General features: G+C 59.8%; 21 protein-coding genes and 3 pseudogenes. 11 read left to right on the forward strand and 13 right to left on the reverse strand.

All coding sequences use genetic code 11. The features are described 5' to 3' along the window. Positions 1-18 precede the first annotated feature (18 nt). The 5 genes from ACPYOI_RS21000 to ACPYOI_RS21020 are packed head-to-tail and all read left to right on the forward strand — an operon-like array spanning position 19 to position 5,746. Entirely contained in the window at positions 19-711 is a 693-nt protein-coding gene (locus ACPYOI_RS21000; RefSeq protein ID WP_481416508.1) for a VirB8 family type IV secretion system protein, read from the forward strand. Beyond that, positions 708-1,517 carry a TrbG/VirB9 family P-type conjugative transfer protein gene (locus ACPYOI_RS21005; RefSeq protein WP_481416507.1) on the forward strand — a complete coding sequence of 270 codons (810 nt, stop codon included), beginning with the start codon at positions 708-710 and terminating at the stop codon, positions 1,515-1,517. The genes ACPYOI_RS21000 and ACPYOI_RS21005 overlap by 4 nt, the downstream gene beginning before the upstream one ends. Then, positions 1,517-2,758 (forward strand): type IV secretion system protein VirB10, encoded by a 1,242-nt coding sequence (gene virB10 / locus ACPYOI_RS21010; protein ID WP_481423324.1) that lies wholly within the window; start codon positions 1,517-1,519, stop codon positions 2,756-2,758. The genes ACPYOI_RS21005 and virB10 overlap by 1 nt, the downstream gene beginning before the upstream one ends. Next, entirely contained in the window at positions 2,724-3,749 is a 1,026-nt protein-coding gene (gene virB11, locus ACPYOI_RS21015) for a P-type DNA transfer ATPase VirB11 (RefSeq protein ID WP_481416505.1), read from the forward strand. Before virB10 ends, virB11 begins: the two co-directional genes overlap by 35 nt. Continuing rightward, positions 3,746-5,746, forward strand: coding sequence for a type IV secretory system conjugative DNA transfer family protein (locus ACPYOI_RS21020; RefSeq protein ID WP_481416504.1), 2,001 nt, complete (start codon positions 3,746-3,748; stop codon positions 5,744-5,746). The genes virB11 and ACPYOI_RS21020 overlap by 4 nt, the downstream gene beginning before the upstream one ends. A gap of 448 nt (positions 5,747-6,194) precedes the next feature. Here ACPYOI_RS21020 and ACPYOI_RS21025 read toward each other — a convergent pair whose 3' ends face one another. Both ACPYOI_RS21025 and ACPYOI_RS21030 read right to left on the reverse strand, forming a co-directional pair. Further along, positions 6,195-7,823, reverse strand: coding sequence for a relaxase/mobilization nuclease domain-containing protein (locus tag ACPYOI_RS21025; protein WP_481416503.1), 1,629 nt, complete (start codon positions 7,821-7,823; stop codon positions 6,195-6,197). 665 nt (positions 7,824-8,488) lie between these two features. Then, the gene (locus tag ACPYOI_RS21030) at positions 8,489-8,893 is read right to left on the reverse strand and encodes a plasmid mobilization protein (protein ID WP_481423325.1); all 405 of its coding nucleotides are present in this window, start codon (positions 8,891-8,893) and stop codon (positions 8,489-8,491) included. 468 nt (positions 8,894-9,361) lie between these two features. On the opposite strand from ACPYOI_RS21030, the gene ACPYOI_RS21035 reads away from it, so the two are divergent. Then, entirely contained in the window at positions 9,362-10,072 is a 711-nt protein-coding gene (locus ACPYOI_RS21035; RefSeq protein ID WP_481423326.1) for a ParA family protein, read from the forward strand. After that, on the forward strand, positions 10,069-10,476 hold the full coding sequence (locus tag ACPYOI_RS21040) for a hypothetical protein (protein WP_481423327.1): 408 nt from the start codon (positions 10,069-10,071) through the stop codon (positions 10,474-10,476). The genes ACPYOI_RS21035 and ACPYOI_RS21040 overlap by 4 nt, the downstream gene beginning before the upstream one ends. Before the next feature lie 63 nt (positions 10,477-10,539). Here the strand turns inward: ACPYOI_RS21040 and ACPYOI_RS21045 are convergent, their stop codons facing one another. After that, positions 10,540-10,704, reverse strand: coding sequence for a hypothetical protein (locus tag ACPYOI_RS21045; protein ID WP_168833114.1), 165 nt, complete (start codon positions 10,702-10,704; stop codon positions 10,540-10,542). Positions 10,705-10,978: 274 nt separating this feature from the next. Here ACPYOI_RS21045 and ACPYOI_RS21050 point away from each other — a divergent pair, with 274 nt between their 5' ends. After that, on the forward strand, positions 10,979-12,175 hold the full coding sequence (locus tag ACPYOI_RS21050; protein WP_481423328.1) for a DUF1173 domain-containing protein: 1,197 nt from the start codon (positions 10,979-10,981) through the stop codon (positions 12,173-12,175). A 9-nt stretch (positions 12,176-12,184) separates the two neighbouring features. Here the strand turns inward: ACPYOI_RS21050 and ACPYOI_RS21055 are convergent. Beyond that, positions 12,185-12,402, reverse strand: a pseudogene (locus ACPYOI_RS21055) (hypothetical protein). 149 nt (positions 12,403-12,551) lie between these two features. Between ACPYOI_RS21055 and ACPYOI_RS21060 the strand changes: the two are divergent. Next, positions 12,552-12,845, forward strand: coding sequence for a WGR domain-containing protein (locus ACPYOI_RS21060; protein WP_481416498.1), 294 nt, complete (start codon positions 12,552-12,554; stop codon positions 12,843-12,845). Between the two features lie 56 nt (positions 12,846-12,901). Then, positions 12,902-13,180, forward strand: a complete 279-nt coding sequence (locus ACPYOI_RS21065; RefSeq protein ID WP_168833118.1) for an HU family DNA-binding protein — start codon at positions 12,902-12,904, stop codon at positions 13,178-13,180. A 45-nt stretch (positions 13,181-13,225) separates the two neighbouring features. On the opposite strand, the gene ACPYOI_RS21070 is transcribed toward ACPYOI_RS21065, so the two are convergent. The 9 genes and pseudogenes from ACPYOI_RS21070 to ACPYOI_RS21110 all read right to left on the reverse strand — a co-directional run. Further along, positions 13,226-13,537 carry a DUF736 domain-containing protein gene (locus ACPYOI_RS21070; protein ID WP_168833119.1) on the reverse strand — a complete coding sequence of 104 codons (312 nt, stop codon included), beginning with the start codon at positions 13,535-13,537 and terminating at the stop codon, positions 13,226-13,228. Positions 13,538-13,995: 458 nt separating this feature from the next. Then, entirely contained in the window at positions 13,996-14,391 is a 396-nt protein-coding gene (locus tag ACPYOI_RS21075; protein WP_481416497.1) for a hypothetical protein, read from the reverse strand. After that, positions 14,384-14,629, reverse strand: a complete 246-nt coding sequence (locus ACPYOI_RS21080) for a type II toxin-antitoxin system Phd/YefM family antitoxin (protein ID WP_168833121.1) — start codon at positions 14,627-14,629, stop codon at positions 14,384-14,386. The genes ACPYOI_RS21075 and ACPYOI_RS21080 overlap by 8 nt, the downstream gene beginning before the upstream one ends. Positions 14,630-14,712: 83 nt before the next feature. Then, positions 14,713-15,642, reverse strand: coding sequence for an ArdC family protein (locus ACPYOI_RS21085; protein WP_168833122.1), 930 nt, complete (start codon positions 15,640-15,642; stop codon positions 14,713-14,715). A 292-nt stretch (positions 15,643-15,934) separates the two neighbouring features. Beyond that, positions 15,935-16,516, reverse strand: coding sequence for a hypothetical protein (locus ACPYOI_RS21090; protein ID WP_168833123.1), 582 nt, complete (start codon positions 16,514-16,516; stop codon positions 15,935-15,937). Positions 16,517-17,071: 555 nt separating this feature from the next. After that, positions 17,072-17,791 (reverse strand): DUF7007 domain-containing protein, encoded by a 720-nt coding sequence (locus ACPYOI_RS21095; protein ID WP_481423329.1) that lies wholly within the window; start codon positions 17,789-17,791, stop codon positions 17,072-17,074. A 226-nt stretch (positions 17,792-18,017) separates the two neighbouring features. Next, positions 18,018-18,623: a DUF1419 domain-containing protein gene (locus ACPYOI_RS21100; protein ID WP_481416494.1), complete on the reverse strand. Its 606-nt coding sequence runs from the start codon at positions 18,621-18,623 to the stop codon at positions 18,018-18,020. A 96-nt stretch (positions 18,624-18,719) separates the two neighbouring features. Then, on the reverse strand, positions 18,720-19,673 hold the full coding sequence (locus ACPYOI_RS21105) for a DUF3991 and toprim domain-containing protein (RefSeq protein WP_481423330.1): 954 nt from the start codon (positions 19,671-19,673) through the stop codon (positions 18,720-18,722). 705 nt (positions 19,674-20,378) lie between these two features. Beyond that, a pseudogene (locus tag ACPYOI_RS21110) lies at positions 20,379-20,546 on the reverse strand (IS6 family transposase); the annotation flags it as partial. A gap of 109 nt (positions 20,547-20,655) precedes the next feature. On the opposite strand from ACPYOI_RS21110, the pseudogene ACPYOI_RS21115 reads away from it, so the two are divergent. Further along, positions 20,656-21,083, forward strand: a pseudogene (locus tag ACPYOI_RS21115) (IS110 family RNA-guided transposase); the annotation flags it as partial.

The following is a 21,083-nucleotide window of genomic DNA, read 5'->3' on the forward strand; positions in this document are numbered from 1 at the left end:
CGACCAGGAACGAAGACGATGGCTGACATAAAAGAACTCGATCTGCATACCTATTACCAGAGCGGTGACATCTGGGAGCAGGAAATCGTCAAGAAGGCGAAGCGGTCTCGAACGCTTGCGTGGTTCGTTACGACGATATTTGGCGGCATCACGTTGCTCAGCCTGCTGGCACTCGTCATGCTCGTGCCTCTTAAAAGTTTCGAGCCCTACATTGTCGAGGTCGACAAAAACACGGGCTATCTCGAGGTGAAGAGTGGCTTGACGCGGGCCGCCAACCTCACCGAGCAACAGGCCATCACCCAGGCCAACATCGTTCGCTACATCAGGTCCCGCGAGGGCTACGATCCATACGCGATCGAACAGAACTTTGGGATCGCCGCACTGCTGTCCACCGGCAACGCCGCACGCGAACTGCAGGACCTCTACAGCGTAGCCAATGCCAAGAACCCGGCGAAGATCTATGGTACGGCCAAAAAGGTGACAACCGAAATCGCTTCGGTGACATTCCCCAACACTTCGACTGGCATCGTCCGCTTCGCGACAAGCGAAGTCTCCGACACCGACGCGATCGCGCGACATTGGATCGCGATCGTCCGTTATCGCTACACCGACACGCCGGCAACAAACGAGTGGCGGTTCGAAAACCCGTTGGGCTTCCAAGTCTACGAATACCGCCGGGACCAGGAAACGGTCACGGAGAACAATCCGTGACCCGCCATCCAATCTTCCTGGCGCTGGCGGCGCTGACGCATGCATTCCCGGCCACAGCCGCCGAAACACCGTCTGCCGGACGACTGGACGCGCGCGTGACGAGCGTCGTCTACCAGCCCAACAACGTCGTGCGAGTGTTCGCCACCTACGGCATCTCGACGATGATCATCTTCGATGAAGACGAGAAATTCGCGACAATCGCGGTTGGAGATACCGACAGTTGGGACGTCGTACCGACGGACAAGGGAAATATCCTGTTCGTCAAGCCGAAGGCAAAGAACGTCGCAACCAATATGAACGTCGTGACAACGAAGCGCATCTACTATCTCGAACTCGACGATTATGCCCCGGAAGACAACAAGAAGGTCTTTGGAATCCGCTTCACCTATCCGGACAAGGATTTGAACGCATCGTTGAGGAAGGAAGCAGAGGCACGGGCCGGTTACCCGAACATCTCTGGGATCGACAAGGCAAACGTCAACATCGACTACTCCTTTTCGGGCGATCCTGGACTGAAGCCATTGATGGTTTTCGATGACGGGAAGAAGACCTTTTTCAAGTTTGGTCCAAAAGTGCCGGCGATCTTCGCTGTAAATGGCGACTTCACCGAGACCCTCCGCAACTTTCGGCGCGAGGGAGAGTATATCGTCGTGGATGGCACAGGGACGCAGTATACGCTGCGCGATGGTAATCAGTGGACCTGCATATTCAATCTGAGAAAACCGGATTTCGGTCAGCCGGACCCTGCAGTGCTTGGTCCCTCCCCTGATGACCAAGCCACGATCCGCAGAAGGAGCGGCAACTGATGCAGCGTTCCCCAGAGCTCGAAGCCATGCTCGCGGCCGATCAAACCGAGGTACGCGACAAGCGGGCTCGTCGAAAGCAAGTGCTTGGCGGGGCTGCCCTGCTGCTCGGCGGCGCTGCCCTCGCTTACGTCGTGGTCCTCGCACCACAAAAACCGACACGTGATGGTATGCACGGCGACGAGGAGTTCTCGACGACAACCTTCAGGCCTCCGTCGTTCTTGCGCGAGGAGCAGAAGCCCGGACCTAAGCCGGCGGAGAACATTATGCAGATCCCAGAACCGCCTCAGGAGAAACCAGCGCCGTCTCCGGACACGACTGAATTCACCGTGCCGCCCCCGCCGGTGATCACTCAACCGGCCCCCAACGCCAGCCCGCAACCAGAGGCATTTCCTGAACGGTACCGGTCAAAGCAGATCGTCGTCGATAGCGCCGAAACGGGTAGCGATGCGACTTCGCTGAGTGGCAATGGCGCCTCCGACGGACCGGCAGTTGCTGGCGGAGATCGCAACAGCAAATTTTTGGCGACCGCTTCAACAATTGGCGACCGATCGGCCAAAGCTCGGCAGATCGACCGTATCGATGCGATGGTCCCGGAGGGCACCTTGATCCCGGGCATCCTTGAAACTGCGATGAACAGCGATCTGCCGGGCCAGATCCGCGCCATCACGTCCGAGGACGTCTATTCGTTTGACGGGCGCCGCGTCCTCATCCCGACCGGCACGCGGGTGATCGGCGAATATCAATCCGACGTCACTCGGGGACAGAAACGGATTTTCGTGATCTGGACCCGCCTGCTGCGGGACGACGGCATCTCCGTGCGGCTGAACAGCATCGGCACTGATAGCCTGGGGCGCTCCGGCCTCACAGGCACCGTCGATAACAAGTGGCGCGAGCGGTTCGGGTCAGCCATCCTGCTCTCCATAGTCGGTGCGGGCTCCTCCTATCTGACCGGTTATGGCAGCAACCAATACAGCTCGGGCAGCGGCAACGGCGAATCCGACTCCGATCGGGCCGCCGAACTCGCTCGGGAAACGCTCGCCGAAACGTTTTCCGATATGGCCAATCAGGCGATGGCAGAAAACCTTCGTATTCCCCCGACAATCAGCGTCCCGCAGGGCGAACGCATCTTTGTTTATGTCCGCCAGGATCTCGACTTCTCCGGGATGTATCCGGACCCGGTCGAGGAGGCACTGAAGGAGATCAAGCATGAGCGAGGCCTCGATCAAGGCCGTTCCCGGTAGCGACCCGTATTATTTCCTGCGACGGGCGCTCTCGCCGCTGGCGGAATTCCTCGCGGATCCGCGCGTCATCGAAATTTCCGTGAACCGTCCGGGCGAAGTGTTTGTCGAGCGTCTTGGCGCCTCCGTAATGGAGTTTCATGCAATCCCGGAGCTTACGAGCAAAGAGATAGAGCATATCGGCGAGCGGGTGGCTGCTGCCAGTAATCAATTCATCAGCCGTATCAATCCGATGTTAAGCGCTGCCCTGCCCACCGGCGAACGAATTCAGATTGTCTTGCCGCCAGCTGCACCCGACGGCGGCTCGATCTCCATTCGAAAGCAGGTCGTCAATGATTTCACCTTAGCCCAATACCGCGACAGCGGCGGGTTGGACAACGTGTCCGTGACTGTGAGCGGATTAAGCGAAACAGAGACAAGCCTGATAGCGCTGCTGGAGGCCGGCCGCATCCACGACTTCATCGAAACCGCAATCCACAAGCGCCTCTCGCTCCTGATCAGCGGCGGCACATCGACGGGGAAGACGACATTCTTAAACGCCTGCCTCAAAAGCGTCGATGAAGACGAGCGCATTCTGACACTCGAAGACACGCGCGAGCTGTTTCCAACCCATCGCAATAGCGTCCATTTGCTTGCCTCACGCGGAGACCAGGGAACGGCGCATGTGACGATCCAATCGCTGCTCGAGGCATCACTGCGCATGCGGCCTGACCGGCTGTTCGTCGGTGAGATCCGCGGCGCCGAGGCGTTCGCCTTCCTGCGTGCCATTAACACGGGTCATCCAGGCAGCATGTCGACCGTGCATGCCGATACACCAATGGGTGCCTACGAGCAGCTCGCCATGATGATGATGCAAGCCGGCATGTCATCAGGCTATTCCAAGCAGGACCTGATGTCCTACATCCGCATGGTCATCCCGATCGTCATCCAGCTGCGCCGCGACGGCGGCCGGCGCGGCGTGTCCGAAATCTATTATGCTCGGCAATCCGCATGAACCGATCTTACCTCGCCTTCTATCTGTTTTTCTGCGCCCTGATCGCGGTCGCGGTCTGGATGCTGAGCTACAGCCTCATTCTCCAGATCGTATGGAAAGACGGTCGGATCCTTCGGTTAATGACGACGATCGACCCAGCAGCTCCCCTTCGCCAGTTCGCTGCCTATTTCAACAACCGATCGCTGCAACTCGTAGGGTTGGCCGCAGCACTTCCTGCGCTGGCAGCAGGCACAGCGGCTGCCGCTTTCGGGCGCCGCCGGCCGGCCAACCCACTCGGCGACGCAGCGTTCCAGGATGTTGCGTCGCTGCGGCGCGCCGGGTGGTTTCGCAAGGAGGGGCATATCTTCGGCCGCGCAGGCCGGACGCTTCTTCGCCGTAACGATGACCGTCATCACCTGATCATCGGCCCGACGCGATCAGGGAAAGGCGTCGGCTACGTCATCCCGAACGCGCTGATGTTTAAGGGGTCGATGATCGTCACCGATCTGAAAGGCGAAATTTTCGAACTGACGGCCGGCTATCGAAGGGCAAGCGGCAATCAGGTCTTCCTGTTTTCGCCGGGAGCATCGAAAACCCACCGATGGAATCCGCTCGATTTTGTGAGGACGGATCGCGGCAGCCGCACGATCGACATCCAGAACATGGCGGCAATCCTCATTCCCGAAACTGTTGGATCGGAGAACGCCGTCTGGCAAGGTACAGCGCAGCAAGTGATCGCTGGTGTCATCAGCTACGTCCTGGAAAGCACCCACTATAAAAACCGGCGCAATTTCGGCGAGGTAAATGCGATCTTCAATTCGGGCGTCGATCTTCAAGCATTGATGAAACTGATCAAAGAAAACGAGCCGGATCTGTCTCGGTTCACGACGGACAGCTTCAATGCCTATATCGCTCTCAACGAACGGGCCGCGCGCTCTGCACTGCTCGACATCCAGAAGGCGCTCGCACCTTTCAGAAACGAACGTGTCGTCGCGGCGACCAGCATAACGGACATGGATCTTGCGTCACTGCAGCGCCGGCCCGTAACAATCTACCTTGCGCCGAACATCACTGACATGACGATCTTGCGGCCGCTGCTTACCTTGTTCGTGCAGCAGGTGATGGATCTTCTGACGCGTGAGCACAATCCGAAGGCTGTCCCCGTTTATTTCCTTCTCGACGAATTCCGGCAGTTGAAGAAGATGGACGAGGTGCTGAACAAGCTACCTTATGTGGCGGGCTACAATATCAAGCTGGCTTTCATCATCCAGGACCTCAAGAATATCGATGAAATCTATGGTGAGACGGCGCGGCACTCCCTTCTCGGCAATTGTGGCCTCCAGCTCATCCTCGGCGCGAACGACCAGGCCACAGCGGACTACGCCTCGCGCGCCCTGGGCAAGCGGACGATCCGATATCAATCGGAGTCTCGTACGCTTGAGCTTCTCGGATTGCCGCGGCGCACCAAGGTAGAACAGATCCGCGAGCGCGACCTGATGATGCCGCAGGAGGTCCGTCAAATGCCAGAGGGTAAGATGGTCCTTTTGGTTGAAGGTCAGAGACCGGTTTTTGGAGACAAACTTCGCTACTATGCCACCGAACCGTTCAGGTCTGCGGTACTGGGCAAGCATGAAAACGCTGTCTCGGTTCCCGAAGTGGAAATGGCCTTGAATCTGCCTGTGCCCCCAACTTTACCGGACTACGGATCGTCGGCGCTCCAGTTAGAATCCGGTCTATCGGGGTCGGATCGACGTGAGCTCAACGAGGAGGGTGCGGCGGCAAACACTCATCTTCACGCGCCGGAAAGACAACTTGAGCCGCGCAGACAGGCGCGCGAAACCGTAGCTTCCGGACTTTCGAAGTCCGACGAACGATTGCTCGCAACCGCGCGGCGGCTCAATTCTGTCATCTCCGACTCATTGGCGACCACTCCGAATATGTCCGTGAAACAAAGGAAAAGCATCCAAGACGTTCTCGCCAAAACCGTGCCCGATCCGTCTGAGCTTGGGCTCGAGTAGGCTAGCACTTCTAGAAAGCATTAAGACCTTTTCGGCACACCATCGGCCGTTGGCTGATACCGGCCGGAGAAAATCAGGCTGAGCTTCGGGGCGGGACAAGTGAAACGCATCGAGAAGGGCACTTCGCTGCTCTATCTCGATAAGCGAAGGATATGAGCGAGATCATCTCCGCTCAGCGCGCAACCCGGCCATTTGCACCATCCCGCATCCGGCTGCCTGCCGGAGCGCCCTATTCACGGGAGCCGCGCGGGCTCCAGAACCCCGAGAAAGCGATCGCTGCATCCCACCAACCCTGCACGGTATGCCAAGCAATTGTCAGACCCCGGTCTACCAGAGCTACGATCATAATGCAGGCGAATACCCAACTAGCTATCCCCCAGTAGCCTGCGTCTGCCTTCGGATCAGGATCGGGAATGAACATCCGTCGATCGTCGCGCATCATTGTTTCCTATCGGTCGTAATCGTCTCGGTCAGGTTCAGCCTCGCGTTCAAGCCCACCCAGTCTCGAAATATGCTGGTTAGCTGGAACTGTGCGTGTGGTGTCACCTGTTCGATGATCGCCGGCGGTACGGGCTTTGTCGATCTCGCCGGACGGAGTTAGATGTCTTCCGACACTTTCGGCAGAGCGGCCCGAAACGTCACGCTCATCCAGGCCATCGGCTTTTTGCCGGCTTCGATCCAGAGAGCGCTCGGCAGCCTCGAGTGCGACCCACAACTCCTCGTCTACCTCGCTGAGCTCTCGGATATAAGAATTACCCGCGGCTCCCAGCTCCGCTGCCCTGGCAAGCTCGAAATCCAGGCTCGCCTGAAACGGCGTTTTATCAGCGCGAACTTCGTCATCGTCGGCGAACTCGATCCGCTCACGATAATATTGGATTTCGATCATGATGTCGTTTCCGGCCTCGACTGCCTCCAGACCATGGCGTGCGACGGCCTTGTCCCATTGGCGGTACGCGTCGGGCTGTCGAGCACCGGTATCCTCCGGCGTGCGACGGCCCGCCTGCTCGGCCTGCTCCATGATTTCGCGGCGAACGTCGACGTGCTCCCTTGCGGCCGCGGCAATCTCCTCGAAATTGACCCGCTGGTTTTCCGGCATAACACGCTCCGCCTGAAACAGAGCGGTTTCCACACGCTTCTCATATGCCTCGAACTCCGATCGCGTCATGGCACTCATGCTATCGACCTCCGCAAGCTGAGATAGTCTAACCAATTCAGTTCGGAATGGCGAGGCTGAATCGCTGGAAAGGTTAGACACATGGATTTGCGGATTCAGGCGATTATCTGCTGTTTTCAAACGAGAAATCTGCTTATCTGCAAAAGCCTCGACTTCAACGTCGCCCGCGCTGCGCGCGAGTTCAGACCACTGCTCATGAACTTTTTCGGTGTAGAAAAAGCTCCTGTCTGTTCTTGCCGCGGTTGGAGCCTCATGGCGCTTTTGAACATAACGTTGCTTGGAAAAGGTTGAAGTCCCCTCATGCTCAGTTCGCCCGCCGCGACTGACCGGCCGCACCTGGTTTCGAGTGAACGCCGGGGCGCTCGCCTGCTCCCGACGGTCCGTCATCTCCATCCGGATGCCATGCGCGCGGGCCTGCTCTGCAAGACTCTCGCGCCAATGTCGAAACGATGCAATCGAGGTCTCGACCCGCTCGCCATCCTCGGACCGCATGGCGATGATCGCATGCACGTGCACGTGAGGCCGCTTGCCGCCGTCCTGTTCGGCCTTCGGATCCCGCGTCGGATCATGCAGAGAAAAGACATACCGGTGGTGGGCAAATTCTGTGGCCAAAAATTCGCGAGCCGCCGCTTGGAACGACTGGACATCGGTGCCAGCCCTTGCTGACATGACGAGATGCATGACATCCCGGGGCTTTCGGCTATGGAGTTCGCTGCGCCACTCCAACTGCACGAGGTCGCCGGCCCGTCTGGCATCCGCGAGCATTTCGCCACGGTTATTCTCGACGGAGCCGTTGAACTTTTCCACCATCTTGCGCAGACGGGCGGTGCCATATTCAACGCCATTACCATAGCCGGTAAAGCGGAACTCTGCCTTCCCGAGATTTGCCCCCTGCCCCACCATGCGGGCCTTAACGATCCCTTCTGCCTTGGCATCGGCTGTCAGTCGTTCTCCGTTGCGAGCCCGCAGGACAACGACACCCTCTATGCGATGATTGTCCTCACGCGGTTCGACTGCAAAGGCAAAGGAACGTTCGCCGACGGCGGATTTTACGACGTCCCGTGCCCACGCGTGCAGCGCTTGCCCCTCGCGGGGACCGCCGGCGATATCGATGCGGAAGGTACCGATGTCGCGGCTTTCTGCGCGGTTGCCCATCAGATGGGACCAGTCGTCGGAAAGTGCCGCGATAGCCTTCCGGCCCCTGAGCTCTTCCCCAGCCTGGTTTTCCATCGCAACCTCTCCGTTGCGGGAGATGTAGCCGGCCATTGCACCCAGCCGGCCGCCACCGCCAAAGGACGTCATCTTGACGACAGCAGGCTGGCTTCCGGTCGCAAGCCCTGCAAAGCGCGCTGCCATCGGCCGGTGCACCGGCATATGCCGCGCAATGCTGACATGACTGCTTCTCTTCCATCCTGGCGGATGGCGGCCCAAGCCGCTGCTTGCACCAGCACTGCGCCGGCGGCGGGCCTCTTCGTCATCACCAGCGGTCTTGCCGATCAGCCTTTCATGCAAAAAGGCGGCTCTACGCTGCTCCCATTCCTTGGTGAAAGCCCCGAAAAAGATCTCCATCAGGTACGCCCTTCGACTCTGCGGCCGCTCCGAGCGGCGAGCCGACGAAGCTCCAGCGCGAGACCCGCGACAACAGGCTGGAAATCCTGAAGCACATTCGAGATCTCGATCGGGACAGTGCGCTGGTGCGCGAACCTGGTAAGACTGTTCAGGTTCACACCGATTGCCCTGAGGTCGCGATGAAGAAGATCGAATACTGCCCGATCCTCCTCCGTCAGGAATGGCAGGACGCCGGCACCATCGAGCGTCAGCGATCGGATAAAGGCGGATAGCGTCATCCCAGCCCGCTTCGCCGCTTCTTCGACTTCCACCAACTCGGACGCAGCAAAGCGAGCGTGCACGACACGCTCTTTTCGCTCCTTGAGGCACGTCGCCGCCGGTGCTGTCTTCCCGCTTCTAGCCACGACATTCGCCTCGTCGTCTTGCCGCCGCCGGCGCCATCGACGGCTCGTCCGTCGATCGTCAGCAATTTGTATCACAAAATTGCGTATCCTGCCAAACCAATATAGACTGTTTCAGTTCAATAGTGCAAGCCACTCAAAGCCCCTTCCCAACGGACTCCGATATCGATTGTATCCAATCGATCGAGAGCTACGACCACATCACACGCCACGCCGATATGGAAATTCGGCGGCGTCACTCCGTGGGAACGCACGTTAAAATGATATAAACATAGACTTTATCGATACCGTGTGGATGATCTTCCTCACGGTAGGGCCAGGCAGTAGACCCGCTTGCCATCTCGTACTCATGTGGAAAAGCATCCATCGAACCGACGCATAGATTCTGCTGGACGAGCCTCGAAACCAAACTATTATAGTTCCATTCTCGGTCGACCGGCCGGGCGACGTTCTTCTCGCAGGGAGTTTGCGATGTCCCGAATCTATGCGGTGGTCAGCAACAAGGGCGGCGCTGGAAAGACGACGTTGGCGACGCTGCTCGCCGGCGAATATGCACTTGGCGGGCAACGCGTCCTCATGATCGACGCCGATAGCAGGCAGAACCTCGCGGGCTGGTGGAAGCTATGCTACAGAAAAGGCAACGTACCGGACAACATCGAGGTGACGATCGCTGCGACCCAACGGGCGATCGAGGATGTCTTGAAGAAGTTCGACGACGCTTTCGATATGATGGTAATCGATGCTCCTGGCGTCGACAGCGTCCTTCAGACAACCATCATACGCTCGTCGGACCTGGTGCTGTCGCCGGTCCAACCAGGGATCAAGGAGATCGAGGCAGCAGGGCAGACGATTGCTGAGGTCAACGAGATCAATGATCAGCTGGGTCTTTCGATCCTGCATATGAATGTTCGTACCCGCATCACATTGCCGGGCCGGAACCTGGAGGCCTATCGCTACATCCGGCCGTTCGTCGCGGGATTGCTGGATGCAAACTATCAGACAATGTTGCTCGACACCGAGCTCTATGAACGCAACATCTATCGCGAGATCCAGAACGGACTTGGAACGCTGCAGATGCAGGAACTGACGGATTCCGTCCGCAAGGCGCGCATCGAGGTGAAAGCGCTGGTCGACGAAATCGAGGTTCGGCGGCTGTCGGGCGCGGCTGAGGTCGCGGCATGAGCAAGGCGACAATCGACTTCCAGCAGTTTTCGCTGGCTCCACGCCGAAAGCCGGCGACGCTGGAACCCAGTGAGGCGCTGCTCGAAGTGGCCGCCGGTGCAGAAGCCGAAGCTGCGGACGATATTCGCTCAGAGCCTGCCGAGCGCGACACGGTCCTGCCTCGGCTTCCTGAAGACGAGCGGCGACGCCGGACGGCCAAGCGTGCGGCAGAGCAGCAGCATACGCGCAGACGCTTGAAGAGCCTGAAGCGCGCAAAGGATCGTGCCATCAAGTTCTATGTCAACGTACCGCTCGAGCAGGAGATGAAGGGGCGGCTGATGCGCGCCGCCCACGAGAACGATGTCAAGATGACGGTCATCATGCAGGCGGCAATCGACACCTATCTGGAAGACAATGGATATTGAGCGAAAGCATCGAAGCGTGTCGGTCGATCCGGCGCGCTTCGATCGATATGCGGCGAAGGCGCCTCAGAACGGCGGCTCCGCCTCGATGCGGCCGTCGAGTTCGGCCCAGATGACTTCGCGCTCGGCAAGCGCAAGATCGAGTTCGGTTTCGAGCGCCCGGCGCTCCCAGATGGTCTCGGCGTTGCGGGCCTCGATGCGTAATTCTTCGATGTGCTGGTCGATGGTCATCGTCGTCTCCTTGACGGATGTGAAAGATGACGGCGGCGCGCGGGGCGGGGGAAGGCAGGTCAAGGCTCGCGGAACGCGACCGGCGGAGCCGGCGTGCGGAGGAACCGATTTTGTCGCAGCGCAGTGAAACGGAGCGGAGAGAAAATTGGAGGGGCCGCGCGGCCTTGAGCTGGCTTTTTTCGCCCGGCACAATTGGCCGATCTGAGCAGACAGGTTTCCCTCTCTTGTGGCACCCATCCTTGCGCGCCGCGCGCGCCTCAAGCGTCACTCCTTCATGAGGCGATTTCAGTTTGACAGCGTCGCGTGCGACGAAGACCACAACGAGTTTCCGCATCTGCTGGCACGCGCTCATCGTGGCAAGATCCGACCGCTGTGCCTTTGCCGGGATCCGGGCGTTCCAATGTACATTGCTGATATCGGTGACCAGTTGCTGATCAAGCGGATGCCGCTCTCTGGCAGTGGTCACGATCCGGCCTGTCCCTCCTACGATCCCCCCTATGAACTTTCCGGACTTGGCCCGCTGATGGGATCGGCGATCAAGCTTGACCCGTCGTCGGGCGTTGCTTGCCTGACGCTCGATTTTTCGCTGTCGAAGCGCGCAGCGACCAATCAGGTTGGCTCTGGCGGCGAAGGGAATGACAGTGTCAAGGTGGAGAGCAAGAATCTGTCATTGCGGGCGCTCCTGCATTTCCTGTGGCACGAAAGCGGCTTGACGGAATGGACGTCGCACTGGACCGGCAAACGTCACTGGTGGCAGGTCTATCATCATCTGCTGGAGGCGGCCGGCAACATGGCGGTTAGAGGAACGCCGCTGTCGGATCGCCTATTGCTGCCTGAACCGTTCAGAGCCCACGACAAGACGGCGATCGGGCAGCGGCGGGCTCACAAATTGGCCAGACTTTTTCAGACGTCGGCCGGCCCGAAGCCGTTGATGGTCCTGGTGGGAGAGATCAAGGAATTCGCCGAAGCGAGGGGCGGTCGTCAGGTTGTGATCAAACACATGCCAGGTTTTCGCCTGTATCTGGAGCAGACAGCCTGGACGAGCGTCCAGCGCCGGTTCGAGCCGGAGCTCGCTCTTTGGCATAGCGGCGAGGCGCCGCATCTAATGATGATCGCCACAATCGGCGGCGGTCCGGCCGGGATCATCGTGGTCAATGAGATCGCGCTGATGACCGTGACCGAGCAGTGGTTGCCGATCGAAGACGCCTATAAGCAAAGTCTCGTCGAACGGCTGGCGCGACTGCGATCGAAATCCGTCAAAGGCCTTCGTTTCAATCTTAGGCGCGACCATCCGCTGGCGAACGCCACCCTGTCCGACGTGAAACCACAACCCCTGGCGCTCTATATCGTGCCGCCTTCGGCGGACGAAGCATTTGAGGCTTGTCTGAGAGAGATGATCGAGGCACGACCCGATCTGTCAGCATGGATATGGCGTGTTGCCGACGGCGAAATGCCGCCCTTGCCGATCTGACAATTGAGACTATTGTTCTGGTGCGCCCTCGAGCAAACCGTCATAGACTTCCATGAGAGCATTGGTGATCGCCTGGCCGAGTGCATTTCCTGCAGCCCGCACACCGTCTTCGGAGCGTCCCGTGCCGCGCTTGCCAATTCAAAACCCTGCTCGCTGACGATCATTTTGGCAACCTCGATCGCCCATAGCCCGAAGTCGCCTCGATTGTCGATGATCGCGTTTTCCATGCTTCGTTTGCCCGTTCGTGAATGCTGCGGCCGCTTCTACATCTCATCCACAGTAATGGCCACCATTCATCACCATAGTGAATCGGACTTCGCTCATCGATTCAAAACTCTGGTTGGACGTAATCGAGAGCCGCAGCCATCCTGCGGTCATGACCCTCCATCTTTTTCAGCTTTACTGCCAGCGCGTCGACGAAACGAAAAACATGGCCCGCTATTACGCGCTTTCCATTCAGCCGACTCTTTTTGGAGAGGTTGCCGTTGTCCGATGTTGGGGCCGGATTGGCAAGGCAGGCGGCGAAAAGACCGCAGTGTTTGACAGCGAGCGCGACGCGATGGTCCATTTCCTCGATCTTGCCCGAAAAAAACAGGCCAAGGGCTACAAACCCGTTGGTAATTGTGGAAATCCGGTTCACGACCCGGTTTTTGCGGCAGCGCGTCGATGACAGCGGCAAGTCCGAATGGCAGGGATTCCGGATCAATCATGACGCGGAGATGAAAAGTGACCACGACCAACGAAATCGCAGACAAGATCGCAACGGAACACAGCCTGACCAAGGCGCAGGGCAAGGCGATCGTCGAGGCCGTAATCGCCTTGATTACCGAGGCGGCCGTTGCCGGAAACGAAACGTCCCTGCCCGGCTTTGGCAAGTTCAAGGTCAAGCAGACGCCGGAGCGCGAGGCGCGCAATCCGTCGACCGGCGCCACCGTCAAGGTTGCGGCTGCGAAGAAGCTGAGCTTCCAGCCGGCCAAGGCGCTAAAGGATGCGCTGAACAAGTGACACGGAAAAACCCCGCTCCGTCGAGCGGGGTTTTTCTTCTTCGGCTCAGCGGCGCGTGTTGCGCGACCAGATGAGCTGGAGGCCTTCCTGGCCCTGGACCTCGGTCAGCGTTGCGTAGATCGGAGCGGGGAAGCTCGGGTCGTCGAGCTTGACGGAGATGTAGTCGCGCTCGCTGTCGCGGGCTTGCTTCTGCCAGCCGGCGCCGAATTCCACGTTGCCGGCGAGAACCCGGTAGTCGGGAGCCTCTTCCGAGGAGCGCTCGACGCGGACGATCTTGGCTTTGACGTTGAGGTTGAGCGTCTTGATGGTGCCGGAGAAGCCGTTTTCGGATGCGGTGAAAGAGCCGATTGTTGCCATTGTCGTGTTCCTTTTCAGTTGCTCGGGCCGCCCATCGCGGCCTCGATGGCTGTCGATGAGACCGGGAACGATCGGAACGCACCCCTCGGGGCCGCAACGAAGTGGAGGACGGCCATGGGCCGAGGCTTTCTTGTCCCGCGAGGAATGGCCGCGTCGCGGACAGGGGAAGAAAACGAGCCGGCCGTTGCGGATGACGATCGAGCCGAGTGCGCGAGGCGATTTCCGGTCAGACATGCCTCATCGAGACCGCGGGCGAGCCGCTGCGGGAAGGACGCGACATGGTGCCGTCCGGCATGCCGCCGCCAAATTGGTTTCGCATCGACTGACGCAACCGACGCGCAGATGCGGTGGCTGGGTCACCGAGCGCTCCGAGCGGAGGGAGCGATCGTCGTTTCGTGCCGCAGTCTGCCGGACTCGGCTATTGCCGGTGAGCCGAAACGCGTGCGGGTGCTCTGCGCTCAAGAGCGCGAAACAGCAGCGAGCCTGCGGTTTGCCGCCGCGTCCTTGACGGTGCGGGCGATCTTCTTCAGGAACGCCGGGCTGAAACTGCCAAGCGGCGCAGTCGACTCAAAGTCGAAAGCCTTGTCGAGTTCGACGCGGTTGTACTCATCGAGAACGATCCAGCAGGGAAAATCGAGACCGGCGCGGCGGCATTCGATTTGGCTGATCGGCAGAAACAGGCGCTCTTCATTGGGCATCTGTGAGGTGATCGGAAACAGGAAAACCACGCCTGGAATGGCAGAGGTGCGCACGACGACACACACGGGACGCGCCTTGCGGCCTGTTTCTTCGCCGGCCTGCGCCGCGCGCTTCCAGAGATAATGGAAACGGACGACCTGGCCCGCCTCAAACACTGCCGTCCTCAAGCAACTGGTCGAGGCCGGTCATCAACTCGTCGTGTACGGTATCGGGCGCATCGTCCAGGCTGTAGGCGGTCGTATGCGATCGGCCAATCAGCTTGCGGTACTGGTCGGCCGTCAGGATGACCAGTTTCTCCTTGCCGCGCTTGGTGAGCGCAACCGGTTCAATCAGTGCAGTCTCGAGGATTTCGCCCGAGGCTCTATTCATGTCTGAGAAGGAAAACTGCTTCATCGCCACCTCCAGTGAAGTACCTAAAATACGTATTTTATGCGGTTTATGCAAGTCGGGCGCTGTACGCTCGACTTGCGCCCGGATTATGCCGCCACCTTTTCGCCGTCCGGCTGGAGCGCGTGAAGATAAGCCACGGAACGCTGAGCTTGAGCTGCGGCCTGGACGATGAAGCGTCTGTCGTTCTTTAGCACTGTCAGCCATGAGGCAATATAGCTCGCGTGGTCCGGTCGCGGTTCCAGCTCAGGAGCAATGCCAAGGTCGGCAGCAAGAAATACCGCCCCGAGCTCCGCGATCAGTTCCTCGCGCGCCCGTTCGGACCGATCTTTGGCATAGCGGGAAAGATCTCGGTTAAGGCGATGGCTGGCTCCTGCCCAATGGATGTGTTCGTGGGCAAGGGTGGCATAGTAGCTTCCCACGTCGCGGAAGGTCTCGATGGGCGGCATTTGGATCATGTCCAGTCCGGGAGCGTAAAAAGCCTTGTTGCCGCCATGCCGGACGGTGGCACCTGTACCACTGAAAAAGGCGTCCGCCGCCGGGATCCCGTCCATAGGCTGAACAGGTGCGCCGGTGGCCGATGTCGAATAGATCTCTGGCAGGCCATCGATCTGTGCGACGTTAAAGACGGTGTATGCCTTGAGAAAGGGAATCTCATGCTCGACTTCTTCACCCCTGCCATCGGTTTCGGTCTTGCGGATACGATTGGCATAAACGACCATCGAGCCGCTCTCCCCTTTGCGGACATGCCCGCCGAGTTCGACGGCCTGGCGGAAGGTCATCCAGATTTGCGACGAAAATCCCCGCGCCAGGCCTTCGGACCAGAGAAGCAGCACGTTGATCCCTGAATACGGTTCGCCGTTGAAGCGCAGCGGCCGCGAAACGCGGCCGCCCAGATGTTTCGCGCTCCAGGGCTGCACCCATGGGCGCACCCCTTTATCGAGCTGTTCGACGATCACGTCGGTGATGCGCGTATGGACGTCGGTGCGCGGTTCGGTCTTGGTGGTCGCTTTTCTCATCTTCGTTGATTCCTTTCATCCGGCGAGCCGCGCCATCGCGGGTCGTTACGGCGGTCGAACAGCGCGGCCGGAGGCGGCGCACCCGCGGTGCCCTGTTCGGGAATGGCCAGGATCTGAGAGCGGGCCGAAACGGCAGTGGAGGACGGCTTGCCGTTGCGCGTAGCCTTCTCCGGGCGACGCTAGACCGCAATCGGAACGAGCCACGATGGCGCGCCAAGCCGCTCGTCACATGAAAAAGGCCGCTGCACGCTCAGGTGCAGCGGCCTCGGCGTGGAGGACAAAGGTGCGGCCATCAGTCAAAGGCTGACAGCTGCATTGATGCGGCGCGCTGGTCGAGCGACGGGACCGACACTGCAGCACCGCCGCGCTCGTAGGGCTTCCAGGTTTCGCCGGTGATTTCCTCGTAAGCGCTGACGGTACCCTCGGCTGCCATGCGCAGCACGTGGGCCTGCAGGCCCATGTCGGCTGCGAATTCGCGCTTGCGTTGGGCGCGGCTGTCAAAGCCTACCGGACCGGCAAGATCCTCGTCCCGGTCGTCGTTGGATAGCTTTGCGGTCAAGTCGCGTGCTTCTGTCACCGAGCGGCTGTAGAACTGGCCGGCGCCGTAGGCAGAGCCGATATAAGAGCCGACGATGCGCTGCATGTGTATCTGCATGGCCTTTTCCTGGAGACCGTCCTTCAGCGCCTCGGCACTCTCGATCAGTTGATTGCGATGGAGGTCACGCAGGCTTTCGCTGTCGATAACGCGCAGGCCGAAGCTTTCCGAGATGCGCTGCGCCTGGGCGCTGTCCGGGCAGGCGTGCCGGACCATCTCGAGTGTGGTGGCGCGCTGGGTGGCGGGGGTTTTGGAAGCGGAACGATTGAGCGGTGCCATGATGACTGTCCTTGAGTGCTGGTTGAGCGAAGCCCGAGGGTCCGTTTGTCCGGCGCTGTTCCTCGGGCGCGGTCGACACGAACCGGCGAAGCGGGCCCGGCTCAAGGTCAGGATGATGCGTGGCGAGAAAGGTCGGGTTGCGGATACCGCGGACCGCGCGCGGTCTGCCGTAGACGCGGCCCGGCCTTGTGAAGCAAGCGTCGAGCCTGCCGCAAAGCGGCGCAAAACGCGGCCTTTGACCGGGACGCCGTCCGGTTCAGACCGGAGCAAACCCGAGGGGCAGCACCCGACAAACCGCTAGGCGTCTTCGCTCCTGCACCTCGCAGGACGTCTTCACTGCACTGCTTACGCCCATGACAGCCTGGCCTTGCCGGCGAAGCTACGGTGGAACGCGGGCAATACGCCGGAGCAGCAGCCGAGGCAATCGCAACGGCCAGCGGTCGATGGAGCGTGATGCCGAGCGCCGTCTCCACACTATCGCAAGGACTGCCGGGAACGGCGTCCATCAACAGGCTTCGCCGGCCGCGTCGCCTCGTCTCCCTGATGGTCTGACGGTCAGTCGGTCAGAATTTGCCGCTCGCCCCAGCCGATGAAACTCGACGGGCCAGTATAGAGCGTATCGCGGACCTCATCGATGACAAAGCCGAAGAGCCCGATCTCGCACCGTTGCTCGGCTACCAGATATCGGCGGGCTTCGTCGCCTCGTGCCCCGAGCCTTGCCACGCATTCGACAAACCCCGGCTGACGGCTGGATAGGATGGCAGAGACGACCACCCAGCGTCCGGCGTTTTCGGCCTCGAAACGCCGACGGTCCTTCGCACGAGACTGGCCGGGCTCCAAGATCTCGCCGCACAAGGCTTCCCAGGCATCCGGATAAAACTGGCGAAGTGTCTCATCGGCGTGGCGCTTTTCATAATTGATGAACAAGTCCGGGAAGGCATTGGCGACGACAGCCCAGGCGCAATCCTCTTCGTAAGCACCTTCAGGTGACCGTATGAAAACCGGTATAGAGGCGTTGCGCTCCGCTGACAGGAGAAATCCGCCGTGGCTGGCAGTACTGTGGCGGATAACGCCATCTGCGTAGACAACGGCGTACTGTGAGGCGCCCCACGGCGTGGGTACCGTTGCGGCAACACTGCGACGGTCGAGGAGCGCGAGCTGGCGCTGGTGCTCTGCCCACTCCTCGACCGTTTGTCTGAAAGCGGCCTCGTCGATCGGGTCTCTTTTCGTGTCATAGAAATCAACCTTCGTCCAACCCTCGATCGGACCGGCCAATCCCAAGCCTTTGCAAGATGGAAGCTTTCGTCGTCGGCACCAAAAGTTGCCTGCAGAGGGAATGAACAGAGATCAAAGCCCGATGAGGCAGCGGTGTTGCCGAAGAGATCGAGCGTGAAGGGATCGTCATGCGTCATGAGATTTCCTTGTCGGGGAAGCGCGGCTCAGGGCGGGCTCAAGCCGCCGTTCGCCTGCGATGATGTCGGGAAGAGTTGGAGGCCGGCGGTCAGGCGGCGACCTGTTTGCCACGGTGGCGGAACTGCACGGGAAGCTTGGCGGCGATCTCGTCGTCGCTCAGGTCGTCGAGGAGTTTCCAGACCTTTGCCTGCGCGGCCGAAAACACCATGACGATGCGCCCGCCCGCAAAATCCGCGGCAAAACGCTGATCGGCATAGGCGCGGAAATCAGCGCCTGTGGTGCTCCAGATGTGCTCAAGCTTTTCGGTCCGGGTCATCGCGCGGACCGGCCTTGACTCGCGCTCGACGATTGTCCTGCGCATGCTGTTGATCGCACCGACATCGGCGAGATCGCAATAGGCGTGAAACCAGCGAAACCGGCCGTCGATCTTCAGGGTGAAGAAGACACTGGTGATTTTCCGCACCAAAAACTCACGCATCGCAAAGTGATCGCCGCGCATGAAGAGCGGCGGCAGGATATCCAACATGCGGTCATGGTCGGCCTCTGAGATCTCGAACCACTCGCCGGCATAAAGGCGACCCGAGATCCGATCATCGTCGGACGGGGCCTGGCCATGGCGGTTGAAGAGGGCGTACATCTGCTGACGGGTTGCAGCTCCTTCCAGGAACTGGCGATTGGCGGGAAGATGAGACATCGGCTGCTCCCTTGGGGTGGCTCCTGAAGGGACGCATCGACTTTCCCTTCAGTCCTTTGATCACCCCTTCTCAGCCGGCGCCTCGCGGGAACCGGGTCAGGGGCCGCCGTGCGGCGGGCGAAGCTTCACCCTTGACGCGGCTTCCCGTGCATGCGCCAGTTCCCCGCTTTCCCGTCTTTCCTTCAATTCCTCATTCCAGTCGATGGCGGGCGGGCGGACCCGGCTGAAGTCGCAACCGATGAGCTCGGCAATGTGCCGAAGCCGATCGGCATAGACCTCGCCTTGTGGATCGGCATCGGTGGCGGCAACAAGTATCGTGTTGGCAGCAATGGTTTCGATGATGCGGACGGTCGATGGCGACCACCCCCCTCCGGTGCTTGCGTAGAGCGTATCCGGCCTGACCTTTTCTAAAGTCGCAAGGCTCAGCGCATCGATCGCAGCCTCGGTGATGCAGATACGGACTGGCTCGCGGCTTCCGAAAGAAAACACCGTCTTCGACCCGCCGTTGGAAAAGCCTCGCCATTGCGGGCCACGTTCTTCCCACCCAGATAGCTGCCCGCTCTCATCCTCGTGGCGGAACCAGGCGCTGCCGAAAGGGCCCTGCCGGATGAGGTCGCGCTTGGCGGCCAAGTGGAGAATCGACGGCGGCAACGCTCGGGTTTCGGACAGGTAGCGATAGGTCGGCGATCCCAAGGTCATTGCCGGGCGGCTCAACCACCTTTCGCGAATCGAAGCCGGACGCCGTCGCATAGAGACATCGGGAACAATCGGCGCGCTATGGAACCCGGTGAGCCCACCGAGCCGCTCGACAGCGGCCGGAAACGAGGTTTCTCCCAACAGCCTCGCCAGCGTGAAGACATCACCCTTTCGCTCCGATAGCGGATCAAACCAGCCTGCTCCCTGATGCGTGACGATCACGATGTCCGCGCCACGCCGGAACTTCAACGCTCGGCGGCTGCTTTCCCGTTTATCGAGGATAAAGCCTGCCTGCAGCAACACGGTCGCGCAGGATACGCGGGCTCGCACCTCTTCTATCTTTTCTCTGTCCATGCTCGTTTCTCCTTTTTTCCTTTGCTGAGGGAAAGCTCTCGACCCCACCTCGGCGCGAAGGCCGAGGCTGCAAGGGCGCGATCGGAAATTGGACGCTGGTACGATCGTTCGCGGCGAAGCTTCCCTTGCGGCCGAAGAGCCGCAAGCGCAACTGCGTCAGGGAGGGAAAGCTGCAAGGGGAAGACTGGCTCAGTTGGGCTTCAACAGCGAGGCAGCTGCCTCATCAAAAACACGATGAGTGAATTCCCGCATGACAGCGTTACAGCAGGTGGGACGGCCTGCCTCTTCGATCTAACCTTACGAGGACATCAGGCTCCATGGATCGGCCAAGTCTATGTCTGCCTTACCGCGAGCCTTTGCTATGATCGCTGGGAAATCCTTGGCAGCTGCAGTGGTTGAACCTAAGTCGGATTGCAATTCGCGGAGGTGGGGCCAGGCGTCCAACTTCATTATCTTGAAGCTGGATCGGGAAGATCCGCTTATCATTGTACCAGGATGGTGTCAGACAGAAGACGTCTACAAGCATCAACTTGAAGCGCTGTCCGATCGATGGCGTTGTTATTGCCGTCGACATGCGCGGTCACGTACCGCCTCAAAACCTACTGCGGCTACCGCATTCAAGCTTTCGCTTCGGATCTGGCACGTTATCGAGCGATGATAACCTATCTCGCAGCTGACTGAAATCATGTAACGGCGCGGCTCATTCCATTGCGCCAGGGCGCGGACGCGATGAACCCGGGTGCCGAGCGGAATGTTTCTGATGCGGTGCGACAGGAAGATTCCGGAGTGCCGAGAAGAGCGGGATGAACCGCTGCAAACGTCCGACTGATCCGAGCCCTATATCATTGGCTCTCTTTGTCGCAGCGGCAGATGGAATTCTACGCTCGACTGTTGAGATGGGATGGTTGCCGCCCTCCCCAGACGGCATCGCGATGTGCCAGGTTGGTGGTGTTGAACGCCACGAAACGGAGAGGACGGTAGTATGAAGGATATAATGATCGGGGTGGATCTGGCAAAATCTGTCTTTCAGGTCCACGGCGCGTCGATGACGGGGCAGGTTAAGTTCCGCAAGAAACTGTCGCGGCCCCAGTCCCAGAAATTCATGGCAGAGCAAGCGCCTGCCATCGTTGTGATGGAGGCCTGTGGCGGCGCCCATTATTGGCCAGGCAGATGTTGAAGCTTGGCCATGAAGTGAAGTTGATCGCGCCTCAGTATGTCCGGCCTTTCGTGAAACGTCAGAAGAATGATGCCGCCGACGCCGAAGCGATCGTTATCGCGGCACAGCGTCCAGAAATGCGCTTCGTCGAGATGAAGTCGGCAGAGCAGCAGGCCAATGCCGTACTGTTCCGAGCGCGCGAGCGTATTGTCCATCAGCGCACGGAGTTGGTGAATGCTCTGCGCGCGGTACTC

The organism is Rhizobium sp. SVR5-2C (assembly GCF_056755115.1).